14 protein-coding genes and 2 pseudogenes are annotated in these 17,062 nt (G+C 72.3%); 9 read left to right on the forward strand and 7 right to left on the reverse strand.

Going from position 1 to position 17,062, the window contains the following annotated elements; translation table 11 throughout:
• Window positions 1-21: 21 nt before the first annotated feature.
• The gene (locus ACFFIA_RS07755; RefSeq protein ID WP_377247674.1) at window positions 22-996 is read right to left on the reverse strand and encodes a helix-turn-helix domain-containing protein; all 975 of its coding nucleotides are present in this window, start codon (window positions 994-996) and stop codon (window positions 22-24) included.
• A gap of 109 nt (window positions 997-1,105) precedes the next feature.
• Here ACFFIA_RS07755 and ACFFIA_RS07760 point away from each other — a divergent pair.
• From ACFFIA_RS07760 to ACFFIA_RS07775, 4 genes and pseudogenes are all read left to right on the forward strand, one after another.
• A pseudogene (locus ACFFIA_RS07760) lies at window positions 1,106-1,558 on the forward strand (PP2C family protein-serine/threonine phosphatase); the annotation flags it as partial.
• A gap of 481 nt (window positions 1,559-2,039) precedes the next feature.
• Window positions 2,040-2,429, forward strand: a complete 390-nt coding sequence (locus ACFFIA_RS07765; protein ID WP_377247677.1) for a hypothetical protein — start codon at window positions 2,040-2,042, stop codon at window positions 2,427-2,429.
• Window positions 2,430-2,540: 111 nt separating this feature from the next.
• The gene (locus ACFFIA_RS07770; protein ID WP_377247680.1) at window positions 2,541-3,713 is read left to right on the forward strand and encodes an aminotransferase; all 1,173 of its coding nucleotides are present in this window, start codon (window positions 2,541-2,543) and stop codon (window positions 3,711-3,713) included.
• 62 nt (window positions 3,714-3,775) lie between these two features.
• A complete protein-coding gene (locus ACFFIA_RS07775; RefSeq protein WP_377247683.1) occupies window positions 3,776-5,014 on the forward strand; it encodes a cytochrome P450 in 1,239 nt (412 codons plus the stop codon).
• A 14-nt stretch (window positions 5,015-5,028) separates the two neighbouring features.
• Here ACFFIA_RS07775 and ACFFIA_RS07780 read toward each other — a convergent pair whose 3' ends face one another.
• From ACFFIA_RS07780 to ACFFIA_RS07795, 4 genes are all read right to left on the reverse strand, one after another.
• Complete coding sequence (locus ACFFIA_RS07780; protein WP_377247686.1) at window positions 5,029-6,294, reverse strand: cytochrome P450; 1,266 nt, start codon at window positions 6,292-6,294, stop codon at window positions 5,029-5,031.
• 181 nt (window positions 6,295-6,475) lie between these two features.
• Window positions 6,476-7,135: a helix-turn-helix transcriptional regulator gene (locus tag ACFFIA_RS07785; RefSeq protein ID WP_377247689.1), complete on the reverse strand. Its 660-nt coding sequence runs from the start codon at window positions 7,133-7,135 to the stop codon at window positions 6,476-6,478.
• A gap of 255 nt (window positions 7,136-7,390) precedes the next feature.
• Entirely contained in the window at window positions 7,391-8,965 is a 1,575-nt protein-coding gene (locus ACFFIA_RS07790; RefSeq protein WP_377247692.1) for a helix-turn-helix domain-containing protein, read from the reverse strand.
• A 509-nt stretch (window positions 8,966-9,474) separates the two neighbouring features.
• Window positions 9,475-10,299: an SDR family NAD(P)-dependent oxidoreductase gene (locus tag ACFFIA_RS07795; protein WP_377247695.1), complete on the reverse strand. Its 825-nt coding sequence runs from the start codon at window positions 10,297-10,299 to the stop codon at window positions 9,475-9,477.
• Window positions 10,300-10,809: 510 nt separating this feature from the next.
• On the opposite strand from ACFFIA_RS07795, the gene ACFFIA_RS07800 reads away from it, so the two are divergent.
• The gene (locus ACFFIA_RS07800) at window positions 10,810-11,454 is read left to right on the forward strand and encodes a helix-turn-helix transcriptional regulator (protein WP_377247698.1); all 645 of its coding nucleotides are present in this window, start codon (window positions 10,810-10,812) and stop codon (window positions 11,452-11,454) included.
• Window positions 11,455-11,693: 239 nt separating this feature from the next.
• Here the strand turns inward: ACFFIA_RS07800 and vioC are convergent, their stop codons facing one another.
• Window positions 11,694-12,722 carry an arginine beta-hydroxylase, Fe(II)/alpha-ketoglutarate-dependent gene (vioC, locus tag ACFFIA_RS07805; protein WP_377247701.1) on the reverse strand — a complete coding sequence of 343 codons (1,029 nt, stop codon included), beginning with the start codon at window positions 12,720-12,722 and terminating at the stop codon, window positions 11,694-11,696.
• A 206-nt stretch (window positions 12,723-12,928) separates the two neighbouring features.
• Between vioC and ACFFIA_RS07810 the strand changes: the two genes are divergently transcribed.
• Both ACFFIA_RS07810 and ACFFIA_RS07815 read left to right on the forward strand, forming a co-directional pair.
• Window positions 12,929-14,059: an aminotransferase class I/II-fold pyridoxal phosphate-dependent enzyme gene (locus tag ACFFIA_RS07810; protein WP_377247704.1), complete on the forward strand. Its 1,131-nt coding sequence runs from the start codon at window positions 12,929-12,931 to the stop codon at window positions 14,057-14,059.
• Between the two features lie 43 nt (window positions 14,060-14,102).
• Entirely contained in the window at window positions 14,103-15,200 is a 1,098-nt protein-coding gene (locus ACFFIA_RS07815) for a branched-chain amino acid aminotransferase (RefSeq protein WP_377247707.1), read from the forward strand.
• A gap of 57 nt (window positions 15,201-15,257) precedes the next feature.
• On the opposite strand, the gene vioD is transcribed toward ACFFIA_RS07815, so the two are convergent.
• On the reverse strand, window positions 15,258-16,382 hold the full coding sequence (gene vioD / locus ACFFIA_RS07820) for a capreomycidine synthase (RefSeq protein WP_377247710.1): 1,125 nt from the start codon (window positions 16,380-16,382) through the stop codon (window positions 15,258-15,260).
• Between the two features lie 162 nt (window positions 16,383-16,544).
• On the opposite strand from vioD, the gene ACFFIA_RS07825 reads away from it, so the two are divergent.
• Both ACFFIA_RS07825 and ACFFIA_RS07830 read left to right on the forward strand, forming a co-directional pair.
• Window positions 16,545-16,757 carry an MbtH family protein gene (locus ACFFIA_RS07825; RefSeq protein ID WP_377247713.1) on the forward strand — a complete coding sequence of 71 codons (213 nt, stop codon included), beginning with the start codon at window positions 16,545-16,547 and terminating at the stop codon, window positions 16,755-16,757.
• Between the two features lie 20 nt (window positions 16,758-16,777).
• Window positions 16,778-16,996: pseudogene (locus ACFFIA_RS07830) on the forward strand (thioesterase II family protein); the annotation flags it as partial.
• Window positions 16,997-17,062: the final 66 nt, after the last annotated feature.

Below are 17,062 nucleotides of genomic sequence, written 5' to 3' on the forward strand. Positions count from 1 at the left end.
CACCTCCGGGGGAATGAGGGTCTACGTGTGCAGCGTGCGGCTGGGCGACTGGCCGTAGCTGGTGCGGTAGTCGCCGGCGAATCGGCTGAGGCTGCCGAATCCCCAGCGGCGGGCGATGGCGGCCACCGTCGCGCCGGCGGCGGGGTTGGCGGTCTGGAGGTCGCGGTGGACGCGCTCGAGGCGGACCCGCCGCAGGTAGGCCATCGGCGTGATGTCGAGGTGGCGGCGGAAGGCCTCCTGGAGGGCGCGCGGGCCGATCCCGGCGGCGGCCGCGATGTCGGCCACGGTCATCGGCTTGTCGGCGTGCCCGTCGACGAACGCGACGGCCCGGCGGACCACCGCGGGCGCGACCCGGCCGGTGCCCGGCAGGTGGGCCATCGTCATGGTGGTGTTGGGAAAGACGGTGAGCAGCGCGGAGACGGTCAGCCGCACCAACTGGTCGGCCATGAGCGGCGGCACGTCGAGCTCGGACGTAGTCAACTGCCGGCACACGTACGCCGCGGTGGCGGCCCAGTATCGCCGCATCGACGCGGACACCGGCGTCATCGACTCGAACCGGAGGTCGGCGGCGGGCACGCCGGTGGCCGCCTCCGCCACCTCGGCGGTCAGGCCGACCGGCAGGCGGACGAGGGCGACGGAGGTGTTGCCGTACTCCCCGTCGGACGGCTCGCCCACCGGATGCAGGAAGCCCTCGTCGCGCGGCAGGGCCACCTCCCGGCCGCGCATGCGGACCAGCGCACCGCCCTCGGCGACGAAGCCGCACGCGAGGAAGTCCATCGGGTCGGTGGCCGCGACGTACCGCACGCCGGCCGCCCGGATCAGGTGCGCGCCGAAGGCGCCGTAGGTGCTCGACCGCACGCGCAGGTCGACGGCGGCCGGATCCTCGAAGGTGACCTTGGCCTGATGGGCGACGATGCCGTTGATGGCCTCCACGGCGAGGTCACGGTCGCGGGTGCGGAGCTCGTCGTGGTGGACCACGGCTGCCGATGATGACACGGTCGCACCTCCGCCGGCGGGTCCCCAAAGACTAGCCGCGGAGCGCGGTCACTACCTCGAAAACGCAGCTTGCCCGTTCTCCCACCATGGGAACCATCGACCACGCTCGCACCAGCCGGTGACGACGCTGACCGCGATCCTGCGCGCCGGCTCGCAGCTCGCGCTGGTGCACGTCGGCGACACCAGGGCATACCTGCTGCGCGGCGGCGACCTCTTCCCGCTGACGCAGGACCACACGTACGTGCGGTCGCTTGTCGACCAGGGCCGGCTTGACCACGCCGAGGCGGCCACGCATCCGCAGCGGGCGCTGCTGGTGCGCGCGCTCGGGGCCGGCGACCGCGTGGAGGCCGATCTGGCGCTGCGGACCGGGCTCCCCGGCGACCGGTACCTGCTCTGCTCCGACGGGCTCTGCGCCGTGGTCGAGCCCGAGGCGCTGCGGTCCGCGCTCGCCGAGCCGGGCGCCGGGCCGGAGCAGGTGGCGGACCGGCTTGTCGCGCTCGCGTACGCCGCCGGCGCCCCGGACAACATCGCCTGCGTGGTCGCCGACCTGGTCGAGCCCTGACCGCTCACCCGATGCCGCCGGGAGCCGTCTGGGTCCGCCGCGGGCCAGCCACGCCCTCGTGAAACAGGCCGTGGGGTTGGGGGCATGCGAGTGGTGATCGCCGGAGGGCACGGCAAGATCGCGGCGCGGTCACCCGCGACGACGTCGCCGCCGTGCTGGTCGCCCTCCTCGACGCGCCGGCGAGCGCCGGCCTCACGCTGGAGCTGGTCGGCGGCGACACCGCCATCGACGCGGCGGTCGCCGCCACCATCCGGTAACGCCCCGCACCGGCGGCCACCGCCGCCGTGGTCGTCCTCGTCCCACGATGAGGTACGAAACGCCGGCCGCGACAGCGAGCGACCGTGGCCGACGCTCGGCGACCCTCCGGGGCCGTCCACTATGGACCGGCGGAAGCCTGCCCCGCCGGTGGAGCCCTGGCCGCGCCGCCCGATGGTAGGCTCCGGGCACTTCGACTCTCCTCGCTGGCGACGGGCGGCCGGACATGACGACGCAGATGATCAATCGCGAGCGGCTGGCGTGGGACAGTGCGCGGGCTCTCGTGCGCGTGCTCGGGTCCGCCCAGGTCACCGGCTGGCTGCACGGGCAGATGGCGGCCCAGCTGGGCCCGGCCTCGGCGGCGGCGCTGGCCGAGTCCCGGCGGCGGCTGTTCGCCAGCCCGAGGGCCGACGCGCCCCAGGTCGAGGCGGGCATCTGGCGGGCCCGGCTGCTCGACCTGCTCGCCACCGACGACGCGCTGGCCGGGCCGCTGCGGGAGCTGACGGCCGAGGCGCACGAGCGGCTCGCGGTGGCCGCCGACGTCCAGGTCCCCGGCCAGGCCGAGCACGACCGGGGCCCGCGCGTCATCGACCTCGACCACTACCGCGCCAGCTAGCCTTCGCGGCACCGGGAGCGGCATCGCGGTGGTGTCCCGTGAAATCGGGGATGGTCGCGCCGTCCCCGGCCCGGGAGGCTCGGCGCTACCGGGGCTGAAGGGAGCATCCACATGCGGCTCAACGAGCGGGCGGTCGGCACGGCGGACTCGCCGATCTGCGTGGCGTACGCGTTGCTGGAGGAGCGCCGCAAGGAGCGCGAGCTGCTCGACCTGGCGCAGGCCGCCCCGCAGTACCCCGCCGCGCCGGAGGTGGTCGCGCACGTCGCCGCCGCCAGCCGGGACGCCCACGGCGGCGACTACGTGGAGATCGCCGGGCTTCCGCGCCTGCGGGAGACGTTCGCCGCCGAGCTGTCCGAGGCTTACCAGGGGCGTGTGCGGGACGAGCACGTCGTCGTCACCGCCGGCTGCAACCAGGCGTTCTGCCTCGTGGCGTCGGCGCTCGCCGGCCCCGGCGACGAGGTCATCCTGACGCTGCCCTACTACTTCAACCACGACATGTGGCTGCGCATGGCCGGCATCGTCCCCGTCTACCTCGAACCGGGGGCCGACCTGGTCCCCACGCCGGAGGCCGCCGCGGCGCTGGTGACGCCGCGGACCCGGGCGATCGTGCTGGTCTCGCCCGGCAACCCGAGCGGCGTCACGGTGCCGCCGGACGGGATCGCCGCCCTGGCCGAGGTCGCCGCGCGGCACGGCATCGCGCTGGTGCTCGACGAGACCTACCGCTCGTTTCGCGGCACCGCCGAGCCGGCGCACGGGCTCTTCGCCGACCCAGAGTGGGGCCGCACGCTGGTGAGCCTGCACAGCTTCTCCAAGGATCTGGCGATCCCCGGCTACCGCGTGGGCGCGGTGGTGGCGTCGGCGGCGCTCAACCGCGAGGTGACCAAGCTGCTCGACTGCGTGGCGATCTGCGCGCCCCGGATCGGGCAGGAGGCGGCCTGGGCCGGGCTGACCGCGGCCGGCGAGTGGCGGCTGGCGCGGGCCCGGGAGGTCGACGAGAAGCGCCGGTGGTTCCTCTCGGCGATGGCCGAGCGCCCGGGCGGCTTCACGCTGCTCTCCGCCGGTGGCTTCTTCGGCTGGGTCCGCCACCCCTTCACCGGCCGCCCCACCGCCGACGTGGTGCGCGAGCTCGCCGTCGAGTACGACACACTGGTGATCCCCGGCACCGCGTTCCTCCCCGACGACCGGGGCACCTTCCGGGTCAGCTTCAGCAATGTCGACCGCGCGGCGATCACCGACTTCGCCGGGCGCCTCGCCGCGCTCGCCACGTCCCACCGTCCTCAGTAGAGGGCGCGCGCCCCCGGTTCGCGGGACGGGACGGGCCTGGCCGGAGTACGTAGCTTCTGGCTATGCGGACCAGTAGCGCGGACGCCATGCGGACCAACGGTGCTGACGGCACGGCAGAGCCCGTCTACGACCCGTTCTCCTACCGCGTACACGAGGACCCCTACCCCGTGTACGCCTGGATGCGCGAGCACGCACCGCTGTACCACAACGCGGAGCGCGACTTCTACGCGCTCTCCCGCTACGAGGACGTACTGGCGGCGCTGCGCGACCCAGGGCTGTTCTCCAACCGCAACGGCATCTCGCTGGAGCCCGACCTGTGGGGGCCGCACGCCGTCAAGACCAGCTCCTTCCTCGCCATGGACCCGCCCCAGCACGGCCAGATCCGCCGCCTCGTGGCGAGCGTGTTCAAGCCGCGCCAGGTGGCGGCGCTCGAACCCCGCGTGCGCGCGCTGGCCCGGGAGCGGCTGGAGCCGCTGCTGGAGTGGGGCAGCTTCGACTTCGCCGGCGAGTTCGCCGCCGCCCTGCCCAACGACGTGATGTGCGAGCTGCTCGGGATACCCGCCGCCGACCGCGACCAGATCCGCGCCGACAACGACCTGCTGAACCACTGCGAGGACGGCACCGAGATCCGGTCGGGCGACACGGTCGCCGCGGGGTTCCGCCTGGCCGCCTACTACGTCGACTTGATCAAAGAGCGACGCGGACGTCCTGGCCACGATCTCCTCTCCACGGTGCTCGACGCCCGGCCCGGCGGCGAACCGCTCACCGACTCGCAGGTCGTGGCACTGCTCTTCCTGCTCGTGAGCGCCACGAACGAGTCGACCGGAAAATTGATCGGCAATGCCTGGTATCACGGCTGGCGCCTCCCGGACGTCAAGCGCGCGGGGCTCGACGGGCGGGCCGTGGAGTGGGGCAACGAGGCGTTGCGTTACGACTCGCCAAGTCAGATGATGGCACGCACGCTCACCCGCGACACGGTCATCCACGACACGCCCGTCCCGGCCGGCGCCCGCGTGGCGCTCCTGCCCGCCTCGGCCAACCGCGACCGGGAGGTCTTCCCCGACCCGGACACCTTCGACCTCGACCGGGACACGAGCCGGCACATCAGCTACGGCCACGGCCCGCACTTCTGCCTCGGCGCCTCGCTCGCCAACCTGGAGATCACGGTGGCGTTGCAGGAGCTGGGCGCGGCCGTGTCGGACTACGAGGTGGACATGTCCGGCGCGGAGTACATCCACTCGCCGCACCAGCGCGGCTTCGCCTCGCTCCCCACGCGGGTCACGCGCCGCCGCGGCGCCTGAGCGCGCGCCGGTCCTCAGCCGACCGGTGCGCGCGGCGTCCGCCGATATGTGACCTCGCAGGGCAGGGTCTCGAAGCCGTGCTGGTGCGGCGAGTGGAACCGCCGGACCGAGGGCAGGTCGATCTCGTAGTCGGAGATCAGCGCCCCGATCTCGTCGAGCGCGATCCGCATCTCGAGCTTCCCGAGCGCCGCGCCGAGGCAGAAGTGCGGGCCGTGCCCGAAGCTGAGCATCCGGGTCGTGTCGCGGTCGAGGTCGTACCGCTCCGGGTCGGGGAAGACGCGCCGATCCCGGTTGGCGGCGGCGTGGATCAGCGCGACCCGGGAGTTCGCCGGGATCGTCGTGCCGTGCAGGACGATGGTCTCGGTGAGCAGCCGCGCCCCCATCTGGCTCGACGAGTCGTAGCGGAGCGTCTCCAGCGCCCACGCCTCCGGGCGGCTGTCCAGCCCGGCCCGCCGCACGTCCGGATGGCGCGACGCGTGGTACCAGGCGTTGCCGAGCGTCTTGCCGGTCGACTCGTTGCCCGCACTGATCGTGATGAACAGGAAGCCCATCAGCTCCGCGTCGGTGAGCTTCCGCCCCTTGACCTCCGCGGCGATCAGCGTGGACACGAGATCCTGGCCGGGCCGGCGGCGCAGGCCGCTGACCAGGTCGGCGAAGTAGCTCGCGAGGCGCAGGGCGGCGGCCATCGAGGCCGGGCCGCGGTCGTCGGAGCCGTCGCTGCGGCGGTTGAGGTCGTCGGTGTCGGCGCGGATCCGGTCCCAGTCCGCGGCCGGGATGCCGAGCATCTCGCAGAGCACGTCGTTGGGGACGGCGGCCGCGTAGTCGGCGGCGAAGTCGAACCGCGGCTGGTCGCGCAGGGCCGCGAGCCGCGCCCGGGCCAGCTCGCGGATGCGGGGCTCGAGCGCGGCGATCTTGCGGGGCGTGAAGGCGCTGGAGATGAGCCCGCGGTAGAGCCCGTGCTCGGGGGGATCCATGGAGAGGAAGAAGCTCGTCTGCCGCGCGTTCGGCCCCCACAACTCCGGCTCCAGCGAGATCCCGTTGCGGCTGGAGAACCGCGCCGGGTCGCTCAGGCCGGCGAGGACGTCGGCGTGCCGGGTCAGCGCCCAGAAGTCGCGCTCCTCGTTCCGGTAGACCGGGGCGTGCTCGCGCATCAGCGCGTACACCGGATAGGGGTCCTCCTGGACCCGGTAGTCGAACGGGTCGTAGTGGATCCGGGTCTCCTGCCCCGCGATCGGTGACGCGTTCGCAGCCGCCCTGGCCGGGTTGACGGTATCGGTCATTCCAGTCCTCCACCGCGACGCCACATGCCGCTTTCGCAAACCGTACGCGTACCCGCTCCCGGCCTACCTGTCCCTCTTTACCGGGGCACCTCCCTCTTTACCGGGGCACCTCCCTCTTTACCGGGGCACCGCCTCACCCGAAGCACAGCAGGGCGGCGTCGCGACCGGGCGGCGTCGCGGGTCAGGCCAGCGCACCGGCCAGCGGCGCGCGGCCCGGCTCGCCGGGGTCGGCGTCGCGGGGGCCGGACTCGCCCGGCAGCCAGCCGAGCAGGGCGGCCCGGGTCAGCTCCGCCTTGTTGCCGACGCCGAGCTTCGCCTTGATCCGCTTGACGTACGTGTCGACGGTGTGCGGGCTGATGCCCAGGCGCCGCGCGATCTGCCCGTGGGTCAGGCCGTGCGCGAGCTGCCTCAGCACCTGCGACTCGCGCCGCGAGAGCCGGGAGCCGGAGGCGTCGGCCGGCGGCGGGATGGGCGCCGCGCACGCCTGCGGTACGAGGTGCGCCCCGCCGGTCACCGCGTGGATCGCGCTGACGATCTGCTCCCCCGACTCGCGCATGTCGATGACGTCCGCGGCGCCCGCCTCCAGGTACGGCGCGCCCTGCGTCGCCTGGTCGCGGTGCAGCACCAGCACCGCGGTCGTCCTCGCCATCTCGGTCACCTGGTTGAGCGCGTGCCGCGGCCCCAGCGAGTCGGCCTCGACGAGCGCGGCGTCGCCCAGCCAGGGCGGGTCCGGGTCGTACGAGGTGCGGGTCGAGACCACCTTGATCCGGGCGGCGGACATCACCTGCACCAGTCCGAGGAGGTAGACAGGTGAGCTGACAAGTACGTCGACTCGAATCATGCGGGCTCCCCGGCGGCATGTGGAACCGTAGCGCTGGCGCGCTCGCGCGTGCCGTGACCAGTACGACCGGCGTGGTACTGGTGCGTGGCTCTACGGGGACTGTAGTGCGTCCTCACGGCGGGAGCGGCAGGCGAAGCGGCAGAACGGCGGAAGCTTCCGGCAGCCGGCGGCGGCGGTGTCGCCGAAGCAGCGGACGAAAGGCCCCATACCAGTTTCGGTACGGAGCCTCCCGCCGGCGAGGACCGCGCAACCGCCCTACGACGCGATCGCCGTCATCCGCAACTCCCGGCGCGGAGCCAGCCCGAGGTGGCCGTGGTGACCGGTGACCTCGCGCCCCTGCTCGGCCACCACCTCGGGCCAGCCGCGGCCTGGACGGGCGGCCCCGCCCCGGATCCGGGCGACGCGCTGCACCACCTCGTCGACCCTCGTCCGCGACCGCTCGGGCTGCTGGCGGAGCAGGTGCCGCACCAGGTTGAGCACCACGAAGCGGGACCGGTCGGTGCCGTTGGCGTACCGCACGACGCCGCGGGTCAGCAGCCGCCCCACGACCGAGGCGCACGCCGAGCCGGGGATGCCGGTCGCGTCGGCCGCGCCGCGCACCGTCCAGCCGTCGCCGGTCTCCGCGAGCCTTGCCAGCAGCAGGCGCTCCGACGGCTCCAGCGACTCGACCGCCTCACCGAGCAGGCACCGCATCCCGGCCGAGTCCTCCCCCATCGGCGACCGGTCGGTGAGGTCGAACGGATCGGCCTCGACGAGCTGGAGCAGCACCTCCGGCTCGTACACCAGCAGCCACTTCGCCACGGCCTCCAGCGCGAGCGGAAGGCCGTCCAGCCGCCGGCACAGCTCCGCCACGGCCCGCAGGTCGGCGCCGGTCAACTCGATCTCCGGCCGTACGTGGCGGGCCCCGCGGATCAGCAGCCGCACCGACGGTACGCGCGCCAGCGTCTCCGCGTCCCGCTCCTCCTCCGCCTTCGGCACCGCGAGCGGCAGGAGCGGAAAGGCCCGCTCGCCGAGGATCCCCACGGGTACGCGGGCGGTGGCCAGGACGCGCAGCCCCCGGCACTCCTGGAGGAGGCGGCTGAGCCGCCCCGCCCGCAGCTGCCCCGGCCGGTAGCCGTCGAGGACGAGGAGCGTCGGGCGGTCGCCGATCAGCGCGCAGAGCTCGCCGCCGGTGTCGTCCGGCGGGGCGACCAGCTCGTCGAAGGCCAGCCGCAGCGGCTCGCGCCACCGGTCGGACGGCCCGCGGTCGGCGGGCTGCGCGCCGGCGGCGCTCATCCACAGCACGGGTACCCCCTCGGAGTGGTACAGCGCGCCGGCCACCTCCAGCGCGACCCGGGTCTTCCCCACCGCGGCCAGGCCGGCGATGGTCAGGAAGCGCTGGTGTCCGGGAGTGAGCAGCTGCTGGATGGCGCGGACCTCCAGGTCGCGACCGACGAGGCCGTCCAGCGGCACCGGTGGCGGCATCGGCTGCGGCTCGTACACCTGCCGGAACGGCTCGCCCACCGCCGGAAACCCGCACGCCGCCTCGAAGTCGGCCCGGCCACGCCCGGTCAGGCCGAGCCCCGTGGCGATCAGCCGCACGGTCTCCGGCCGAGGCCGCGCCGACCTGCCCTGCTCGATGTCGCGGATCGCCCGGACGCTGACCGTCGAGAGGTCCGCCAACTGGCGCTGTGTCATCCGCCGCCGCGTGCGATAGGTCCGGAGAACCTGGCCGAACTGGCTCCCCGCCCAGGCGTCCCTGCCCCCCTGCGCGCCCGCGGGTCGGTCGCCGAGCCACGCCTCCGGCGCGCCCAGCACGTGTACAGCGCCCGGATCTGTTGCCCGAGTCACCTCCTGTGCCTCCCCCCTCCCCCGTTGCCTTTTCGCACGCGAGCACGAACCGGCGCCCCGCTGCCCTAGCGGGTTTCCCGCGCGCGAATATCGTCGGACCACGTCCAAGACACTCATGAGGCAGCGAACGGTGGTCCCGCCGACGCGAACCTCGTCGACGGCACCAAATGAAAAAGCGGGAGATGGCCTTCCAGGTGGGTTGGGAAGGAGCGCCCCGGGCTAACCCGCCGCCAGCGAATCGACTTGTCTCGTATCACTCATCCAGATACCTCGGCCTGCCGATGTCCCGCAACAGAACGGGAGCGCCGTCCGGGGAACGACGCCCGTGGACATCCGCCCACGATCGGTCCCCGAATGCCTCCCGACCTCTCGTGTGACGAGGGAGAATGTCGATCCATGGAACTGTAACGATGGTAGGCCGTGGGGTGGCTCCGCTGTCAACATCCAATATTTCATCATCACGCGGCGTAGCAGACCCTCGCGAACAGACCCTGAATCGTTGTGGTTCGTCACCAGTCCAGCGGGGTACGACCGCGGTAGAAACCGCCCGTCGGCCCGTCGTCCGGCAGCGTCGCCAGCCACACCGGCGCGTCCGCCGAGGCGGAGAGGCGGGCGCCGTTGGGATCGCCGTGCACCGGTCCCGGGCAGCAGGCGTTGACCAGGATGCCGGCCGATGCCAGCTCGTCGGCGAGCATCCGGGTCAGCGCGTTGACGGCGCACTTGGAGGCCCGGTAGGCCGGCAGGCCGCGCCGCATGCCGGCGAGGCTGGCCAGGCCGCTGGAGACGTTGACGATCCGGCCGTACCGCCGCGCGTACATGAGCGGGACGATCGCCTGGGTCAGCCGCCAGGTGCCGAGCAGGTTGGTCTCCAATGTGGAGCGTACGACCTCCAGGTCGACCGTGGCCACGCCGTCCCGGTCGTCATCGATCAGTACGGCGGCGTTGTTGACCAGCACGTCGCAGCGGCCCAGCCGCCGGTCCAGCCACGACGCCAGCCGCGCGACGCTGCCGGGGTCGCGGATGTCCAGCTCGCGCACCGCGACCCGGTCGGCCAGGTCACCGAGCAGCTCGACCGCGGCCCGGCCGCGGTGCGCCGAGCGGCTCGCCAGCACCACGCGCATACCACGCTCGGCCAGCATCCGCACGATCCGCAGGCCGAGGCCCTGGCTGCCGCCGCTGACCAGCGCCACGTGTCCGGAAAGCGGCAGCGGTGCCACGGGCGCGCCCGTACCGGACCCGGCCGGATACCGCGGCACGGCCAGCCCGTCGTCGAACATCGGTACCGGGCGACCGTGGTTGGCGACGGCAGCCCCGTCGTGATGAGCCCCGCCCACGGCGGTCGCCATCCTCTCGTCGAACCGGCCCTGGCACGCCGTGTCACCGGACTCGCACCAGGTCTACAGTGGACGATCTACTGGAATCGATGCGGTGAACAGTCGGTGCCGCACGCGAAGGCCAGCCCTCCGAGGGGTGCCGCGGGGCGTACTGCTTCCTGCGCCATATGCGACGATTCTGGATCATCCGCCGCACCCCGACACGTCCCCGATTGCGGCGACCAGCGGGTCACCAGGATCGGCGTCACCGGTGTCCCTAACCGTCCCCAAAAGGCGGGACCGGTGGCTGCCCGAGACGTACTGCTAGCGTCGCGAATGGGTTACAGCCAGTGAAGTCCATCCATCGATGCTCTCTCGGCGATGCCGCGTAGCAGCGCTTGGGGAGGGTACAAACAGCTGGTCAGCGTCGGGGAATCGAATAGCTGATCAGATCAGTAGGTAGGGGGTTGTTGGTCGCCCATCCGCAGGGCGGCAGGACAATTGCGGCCGAGACACCATTGCGGGGGCCTCGTGATTCGTATCGATGTTCTGGCAAGTTCACCAATTTTTCTCGTAGGCCTCGTCCACACTCTGACCGATGCCGGGATCAAAGTAGTCGCGGCGAGAACGTCGCCCGACGAGGAACCGTCCTGGCTCGCCGACGCCGTCCTCATCGACGTCGACGCCCTTCCCTCCCACTCCGACCTGGATCCGATCACCGAGGCGGCGCGGAGCACGGCGGTACTCGTACTGCACGACGCCCCGGCCGAGGCGGCGGCGTTCTTCCGCGCCGGCGCGTCCGGAGTGATCAGCAGGCGCGAATCCGGTGAGCGCATCGTCCGCGCCGTGCGGGCGATCACCTCCGGCACGCGGGTCTGCCCGGAGGAGTGGAACGGCCCTCCGGCCGTCGAGCGGACCGAGCTTCCCGACCACCACCTCTCCGAGCGCGAGGAGCAGGTGCTGGGTCAGATCTCCCGAGGGCTGACCCACGGGCAGATCGCGACCCGCCTGGGCATCAGCCCGCACACCGTCGACACGTACGTCAAGCGCATCCGCGCGAAGCTCGGCGTGGGCAACAAGGCCGAGCTGACCCGGGCGGCCCTGCTCGGCAGGGCGGCCAGGGAGGCCCGTGGCCGGCCGGACACCTCCGGGTCGTCCGCCGAGTCGGCCGCCTGAGCCGGAGCGGCCACCGTCCGCTGTGGACCCGCCCGGTCCACCGGCTCCGCACAGACCGCCCGGCGGCCGAGAAGGGCGCCGCGCCTTCCGGGCACGCACCGGCCGGGCCGCTCCCGCAGAGCGTCCACATGAGACCACACCGCGCGTCACGCCGCCGCGGTCGAGGCCGCCTGACCTCGACCGGGGCGGCGTCGCGTGCGTGGGGGGAACGGCGGGAAGGACGGCGGACCAGCGGACCGTCAGTAGATGACGCGGTCGTCGGCGGCCCGCCGCCAGGCCCGCGAGCCGCGGATGTTGCGCGTGATGTTCAGCCGCTTGAGCCACCGGTCGGTGCCGTCGTAGCGCGGCCGGAACGACCGCCGCCCGTGCACCGCGCGGAAGTTGTCGATGAACACGCAGTCGCCGGGGCGCAGGCCCACGTCCTTCATCTTCGCCTCGATCTGGTCGCACAGCCCGCGGAAGGCCCGCAGCGACCGCTCCGGCCAGCCCTCGGTCTTCATGTGGTACGGATCGAGCGCCATGTACGGGCTCTGGCTGTCGCCGAAGAGGACCGGTCGCTTGACCGGATCGTCGTTCCACGACTGGATGAGCGCGAAGCTGCGGGCCCGCAGCCGGTCGACGGTCGGGTCGCCGGTGGACTGCCCGGTGTTCTGCGGCTGGTGCGAGTTGTCCGGCATCTGGGTGAACGCCGGCTCGAACAGCGCCTCAACATCCAATGTGGACCAATCCAGGTCGGCCGCGTCGCACACCATCGTCTCGACCAGGTCCGGGTTTTTGAGGCACATCAACGAGACGTAGTCGCCGCGGCAGGGATGGAACGCGTCCTCGGTGTGCCACGACAGGTGTTGCAGGCTGTTGGAGCCGATCTCGTAGTGCTCGTGCCCGCGGATCGGCAGTACGTCGTGCATGATGCGGCCGTCCTGCTGGGTCGCCCAGCCGAAGACGTCGCCGAGCCGGGTCGCGCAGAGCAGGAAGAAGATCTCCTGCGGGAACGCCGGCGAGTCGTACTGACTGTCGCGCCAGTGGGTCGGCGTGGGGCCGAGCTGGATCTCGTCGACGTCCAGGCCGGAGATCATGCACAGGGCGGAGGGCTCGCCGAGGCGGAACTCCTCCAGGAACTCCAGGAGGTGCGCCGGCAGCGACCGGGCGAGCACCGGCGCCCGCGCGATCAGCTCCGGGTCCTCGATGGTGTCGTACGCCTTGGCGAGCTCGGCCAACATCGGCGCGAGTATCAGGTTGTCGCCCGGCGTCAGGGTCAGGCGCTGCATTGGCGCGTCTCCTCCCGCTGTGCGCGGACGGCGCCGGCAGAGCCGCCGCGGCCTTGACCACGATTGAAGTCTATGGCTGATGCGCCGCGTGCCCGGTCCCAGTTAGAGGGGACAGGTATCCCGGCGATCCAGCCGCCTAGTGTGCTGGAAGGCAAAAGCTGCCCAACCGATCCAGGCCGACATGCGACCATGCAGGGGACCGAGAGATGAGCGAGCTTGCCAACCTGACCACAATGGAGGTTGATGCGCTTACCGACCTGGACGGCGGCCTCAACCTGACCGACGGACATGCACGTCTCGAACTCTCCGCGGAACAGGCTGCGATCGTCGCCCGGATCCCTGAGATGTTCGCGGAAGCGTCACGTCGCGCCTTCCCCGACATCGAGCGTGAAGCGCACCACGCCTACCTCACCGCCATCGGACAGCACAGCGCCCCGGTCGGCACCGGCCGGATTCTCAGCTGCTACTCGTCCACACTAGCCACCGACATCGTGGCCCGCGCACTGCCGCACGGGGCACGGATCGCGGTGCTGCACCCCACGTTCGACAACATCGCCGACCTCTTCGTCACGCGAGGGCTGTCGCTGGTGCCGCTCTCCGAGTCGGCCCTGCTCGCCCGGGACTGGCCGGGGCCGCCGGTCAACGCGATCGTCGTGACGCACCCCAACAACCCCACCGGGCTCGTGACGCCTCCTGACCACCTCCGGTCGCTCGCCGAGCACGCTGTCCGAAATGGACAGACGGTCATCATCGACGCCAGCTTCCGGGGCCAGGTCAAGGACGCGCAGTACGACACGTACGCGATCCTCGACGAGGCGGGCGCCGACTGGATCACGATCGAGGACACCGGCAAGCTGTGGCCGACGCACGAACTCAAGATCGGCATGCTGGCGTACAGCGCGCGCACCAAGCTCCCGATCGAACGGGCGTTCTCCGAGTCGCTGCTCTCCGCGTCACCGGTCGTCCTGCTGCTCGTCAAGGCGCTGACCGACGACTGGATCGACGGCGGCCACGAGCGGGCGCGGGCGCTGGTCGAGCGCAACCGGGAGGTGGTCCGGAGCACGCTCGCGGAGATCGGCCTGCACCTGGCCGACCCCACGTCGCAGATCAGCGTCGCCCGGATCGAGCTGCCCCCGGACGGCCCCGACTCGTCGCTGCTCTACAAGGACATGGTGGCCCGGGGCGTGCACGTCCTGCCCTGCGCGCCGTTCCACTGGGCCGACCCGGCGAGCGGGCTGAAGTACATCCGGCTTTCGCTGGCCCGGCCGTACGCCACGGTCGAGACGGCCGCGCGCACGCTGACACAGTCCTATCTGGAGCTGTCGGCGGCCTGCTAGCCCGCGCGGGCGTTCACGACGAGAGGTGAGGGGAGACGGACGCATGGTCGACTTCGAGATCCGCCCGTCTCCCCTGCCCGCGTCGCCGGCCCAGCGGGCCGCTGCGCTCGCCGCGCCCGGCTTCGGCCAGGTCTTCACCGACCACATGGTCACGCTCCGCTGGTCGGCCGGGAGCGGCTGGCACGACGGGCGCCTCGAGCCGTACGGGCCCTTCACGCTCGACCCGGCCACCGCCGTGTTCCACTACGGCCAGGAGATCTTCGAGGGGATGAAGGCCTACCGCCAAGCGGGCGGGTCGATCGCGCTGTTCCGGCCGGAGGCGAACGCGGCCCGGTTCAACCGGTCGGCCCGGCGGATGGCGATGCCGGAGATCGACGAGGAGACCTTCCTGCACGCCCTGGAGCTGCTCGTCACGCAGGACGGCGCCTGGGTACCCGAGGGGATCGGCAACAGTCTCTACCTCCGCCCGATGATGATCGCCACGCAGCGGGGGCTCGGCTTCACGCACCCCTCGGACAGCTACCTGTTCTGCGTCATCGCCTGCCCCGCGACCGCCTACTTCGGGGCCGCCCCACGCGCGCTGACCGTGTGGCTCAGCGAGGAGTACACGCGGGCCGCGCCCGGTGGCACCGGCTTCGCCAAGGCCGGCGGAAACTACGGCGGGGCGTTCGTGGCCGGCCGGCTGGCCGCCGAACGCGGATGCGACCAGGTGGTCTGGCTCGACTCGGCCGAGCGCCGCTGGGTCGAGGAGATGGGCGGCATGAACATGTTCTTCGTGTACGCGCCCGCCGGCGCCCGGCCGCGGCTGATGACGCCGGCGCTGACCGGCACGCTGCTGCCCGGCATCACGCGCGACTCGGTGCTGACCCTGGCGGCGCTCCTCGGCTTCGACGCGGAGGAGGGCCGGATTTCCACCGACCAGTGGCGCGAGGAGTGCGCGTCCGGCGCGCTGACCGAGGCGTTCGCCTGCGGCACGGCGGCCGTGATGGCGTCGATCGGCACGGTGCGGGGCGTCGACGGCCAGTGGCGGATCGGCGCCGGCCTTCCGGGACCGGTCACCGGCCGCCTCCGCGACGAGCTGCTCGGCATCCAGTACGGCACGCGCCCCGACCCGTTCGGCTGGGTCCACAAGGTCTGCTGAGCCAGACGCCAGAGCCCGCCGGTCGAGCCGGCGGGCTCTGGCGTGCCAGGCTGGGCCTCACGCGCCGGCGGCGTCCTCGCGCAGCACGCGCTCCAGCAGCGTGAGGCCGGCGGTCAGCTCCGCGGTCGTACCGCCGAAGCCGAGCCGGGCGTGGTCGCGGTAGGCGTCGCCGAAGCACGCGCCCGGCACCAGCAGCACGCGGTGCCGCTCGGCGAGGCGGCGGCAGGAGCGCACCACGTCCGGCTGGCCGGGAAACTCCACGAAGGCGGTCACGCCGCCGTCGGGCGGGGTCAGCCGCACCAGCTCCGGCCGGGCCGCCGCCCAGTCGACCAGCAGCCGCCGGTTGCGCACGGCGTGCTCGCGCTGGAGCGCCACGATGCGGTCCGCGTTGCGTACGGCCTGCTCGGCGAAGAACTCCAGGATCGGCGAGACGTACAGCGCGATGTAGTCGCGCAGCAGCGCCATCCGGGCCATCAGCTCGGGCGGCGCCACGCACCAGCCGACCCGCAGTCCGGCCAGGCCGTAGCTCTTGGAGAACGTGCCGAACACGATGGACCGCTCGTACCCCAGCGGGATCGGCAGCGGCTCGGCCGTGTATGTCAGCTCCCCGAACGCGTGGTCCCACACCAGCCAGGCGCCCGCCTCCGCGGCGATGGCGACGATCTCCTTCTGCTCGGCCGCGGTGATCGAGACCCCGGTGGGGTTGTGCGGGAAGTTCACCACGATCATCCGTGGCCGGCTCGCCGCCAGCTCGCGCAGCACCGACAGGTCGGCGGCGAAACCGGCGGCCGGGTCGAGCGGCCACCGGGTCACGCGGCAGCCGCGCGCGGCCGCGATGTCGTGCAGCTGCTGGTACGCGGGGTCGAGCACGATGATCTCGTCGCCGGGCTCCAACGCCAGATGCATGACCAGGTAGATCGCCTCGCTGGAGCCATGCGTGACCATCATCCGGTCGATGTCGCCACCGGTCCACCGGTCGGCCAGCGCGGCGCGCAGCCGCTCGCCGCCGTAGCTCTCGCTGTCGTGGAACATCATCGGATCCAGCTCGGACAGCTCGAACCCGCACAGACCGCGAAACTCGGCCATCGAGAGGTCACGCACGCCGCTGCTGCCGATGTCGTGGTCGACCTTGTGGTAGTAGTCGCGCATCCAGGCTTCGAGCCGGGCGACGGCGATGTCCATGTCCAGCTCCATCAGGTCCGCGGAGGGGTTTGTCCGGTCCCACGGTATGCGGACCGGAAGCCGCGCAGGTGTCACGTGAAGCCAGGACGGGCGGCGCGATTTCGGGGCCGTCCTCGATTCACGTGACATCCGGAAGCGGGCCGGCGTGGCTACCGTCGGCCCATGAACCCGTTCGATGATCCCGACGGCACCTTCGTGGTGCTGGTCAACGACGAGGAGCAGCACTCGCTGTGGCCGCAGGCGCTGGCCGTACCGGCCGGCTGGCAGGTCACGTACGGCCCCGACGGCCGGCAGGCGTGCCTGGACCACATCGAGGCGAACTGGACCGACATCCGCCCGCGCAGCGCACGCCGCGACGCCGTACCGACAAACTGACCCGGGTCGCGGAGCCGACGATGGCCCAAGCACAGGTCGGCGACCGCCGCTGGCTCAAGCGGTTCGGTCGCCGCGACGGCTCCGCGCGGATCCGGCTGCTCTGCTTCCACCACGCCGGCGGCACGGCCTCGGTGTACCGGCAGCGGTCGCACCTGCTGCCGCCGTCCATCGAGCCGGTCGCGGTGCAGCTTCCCGGGCGCGCGGACCGGTTCGCCGAGCCCGCCTTCGAGCGGATGGAGCCCCTTGTCGACGACGGCGACTGGCCGTCCCCAGTGGACACTTCTTCGACGAGGCGGCCGAACGCC

The sequence above is a fragment of the Phytohabitans kaempferiae genome, from assembly GCF_042433955.1.
GTDB lineage: Bacteria > Actinomycetota > Actinomycetes > Mycobacteriales > Micromonosporaceae > Phytohabitans > Phytohabitans kaempferiae.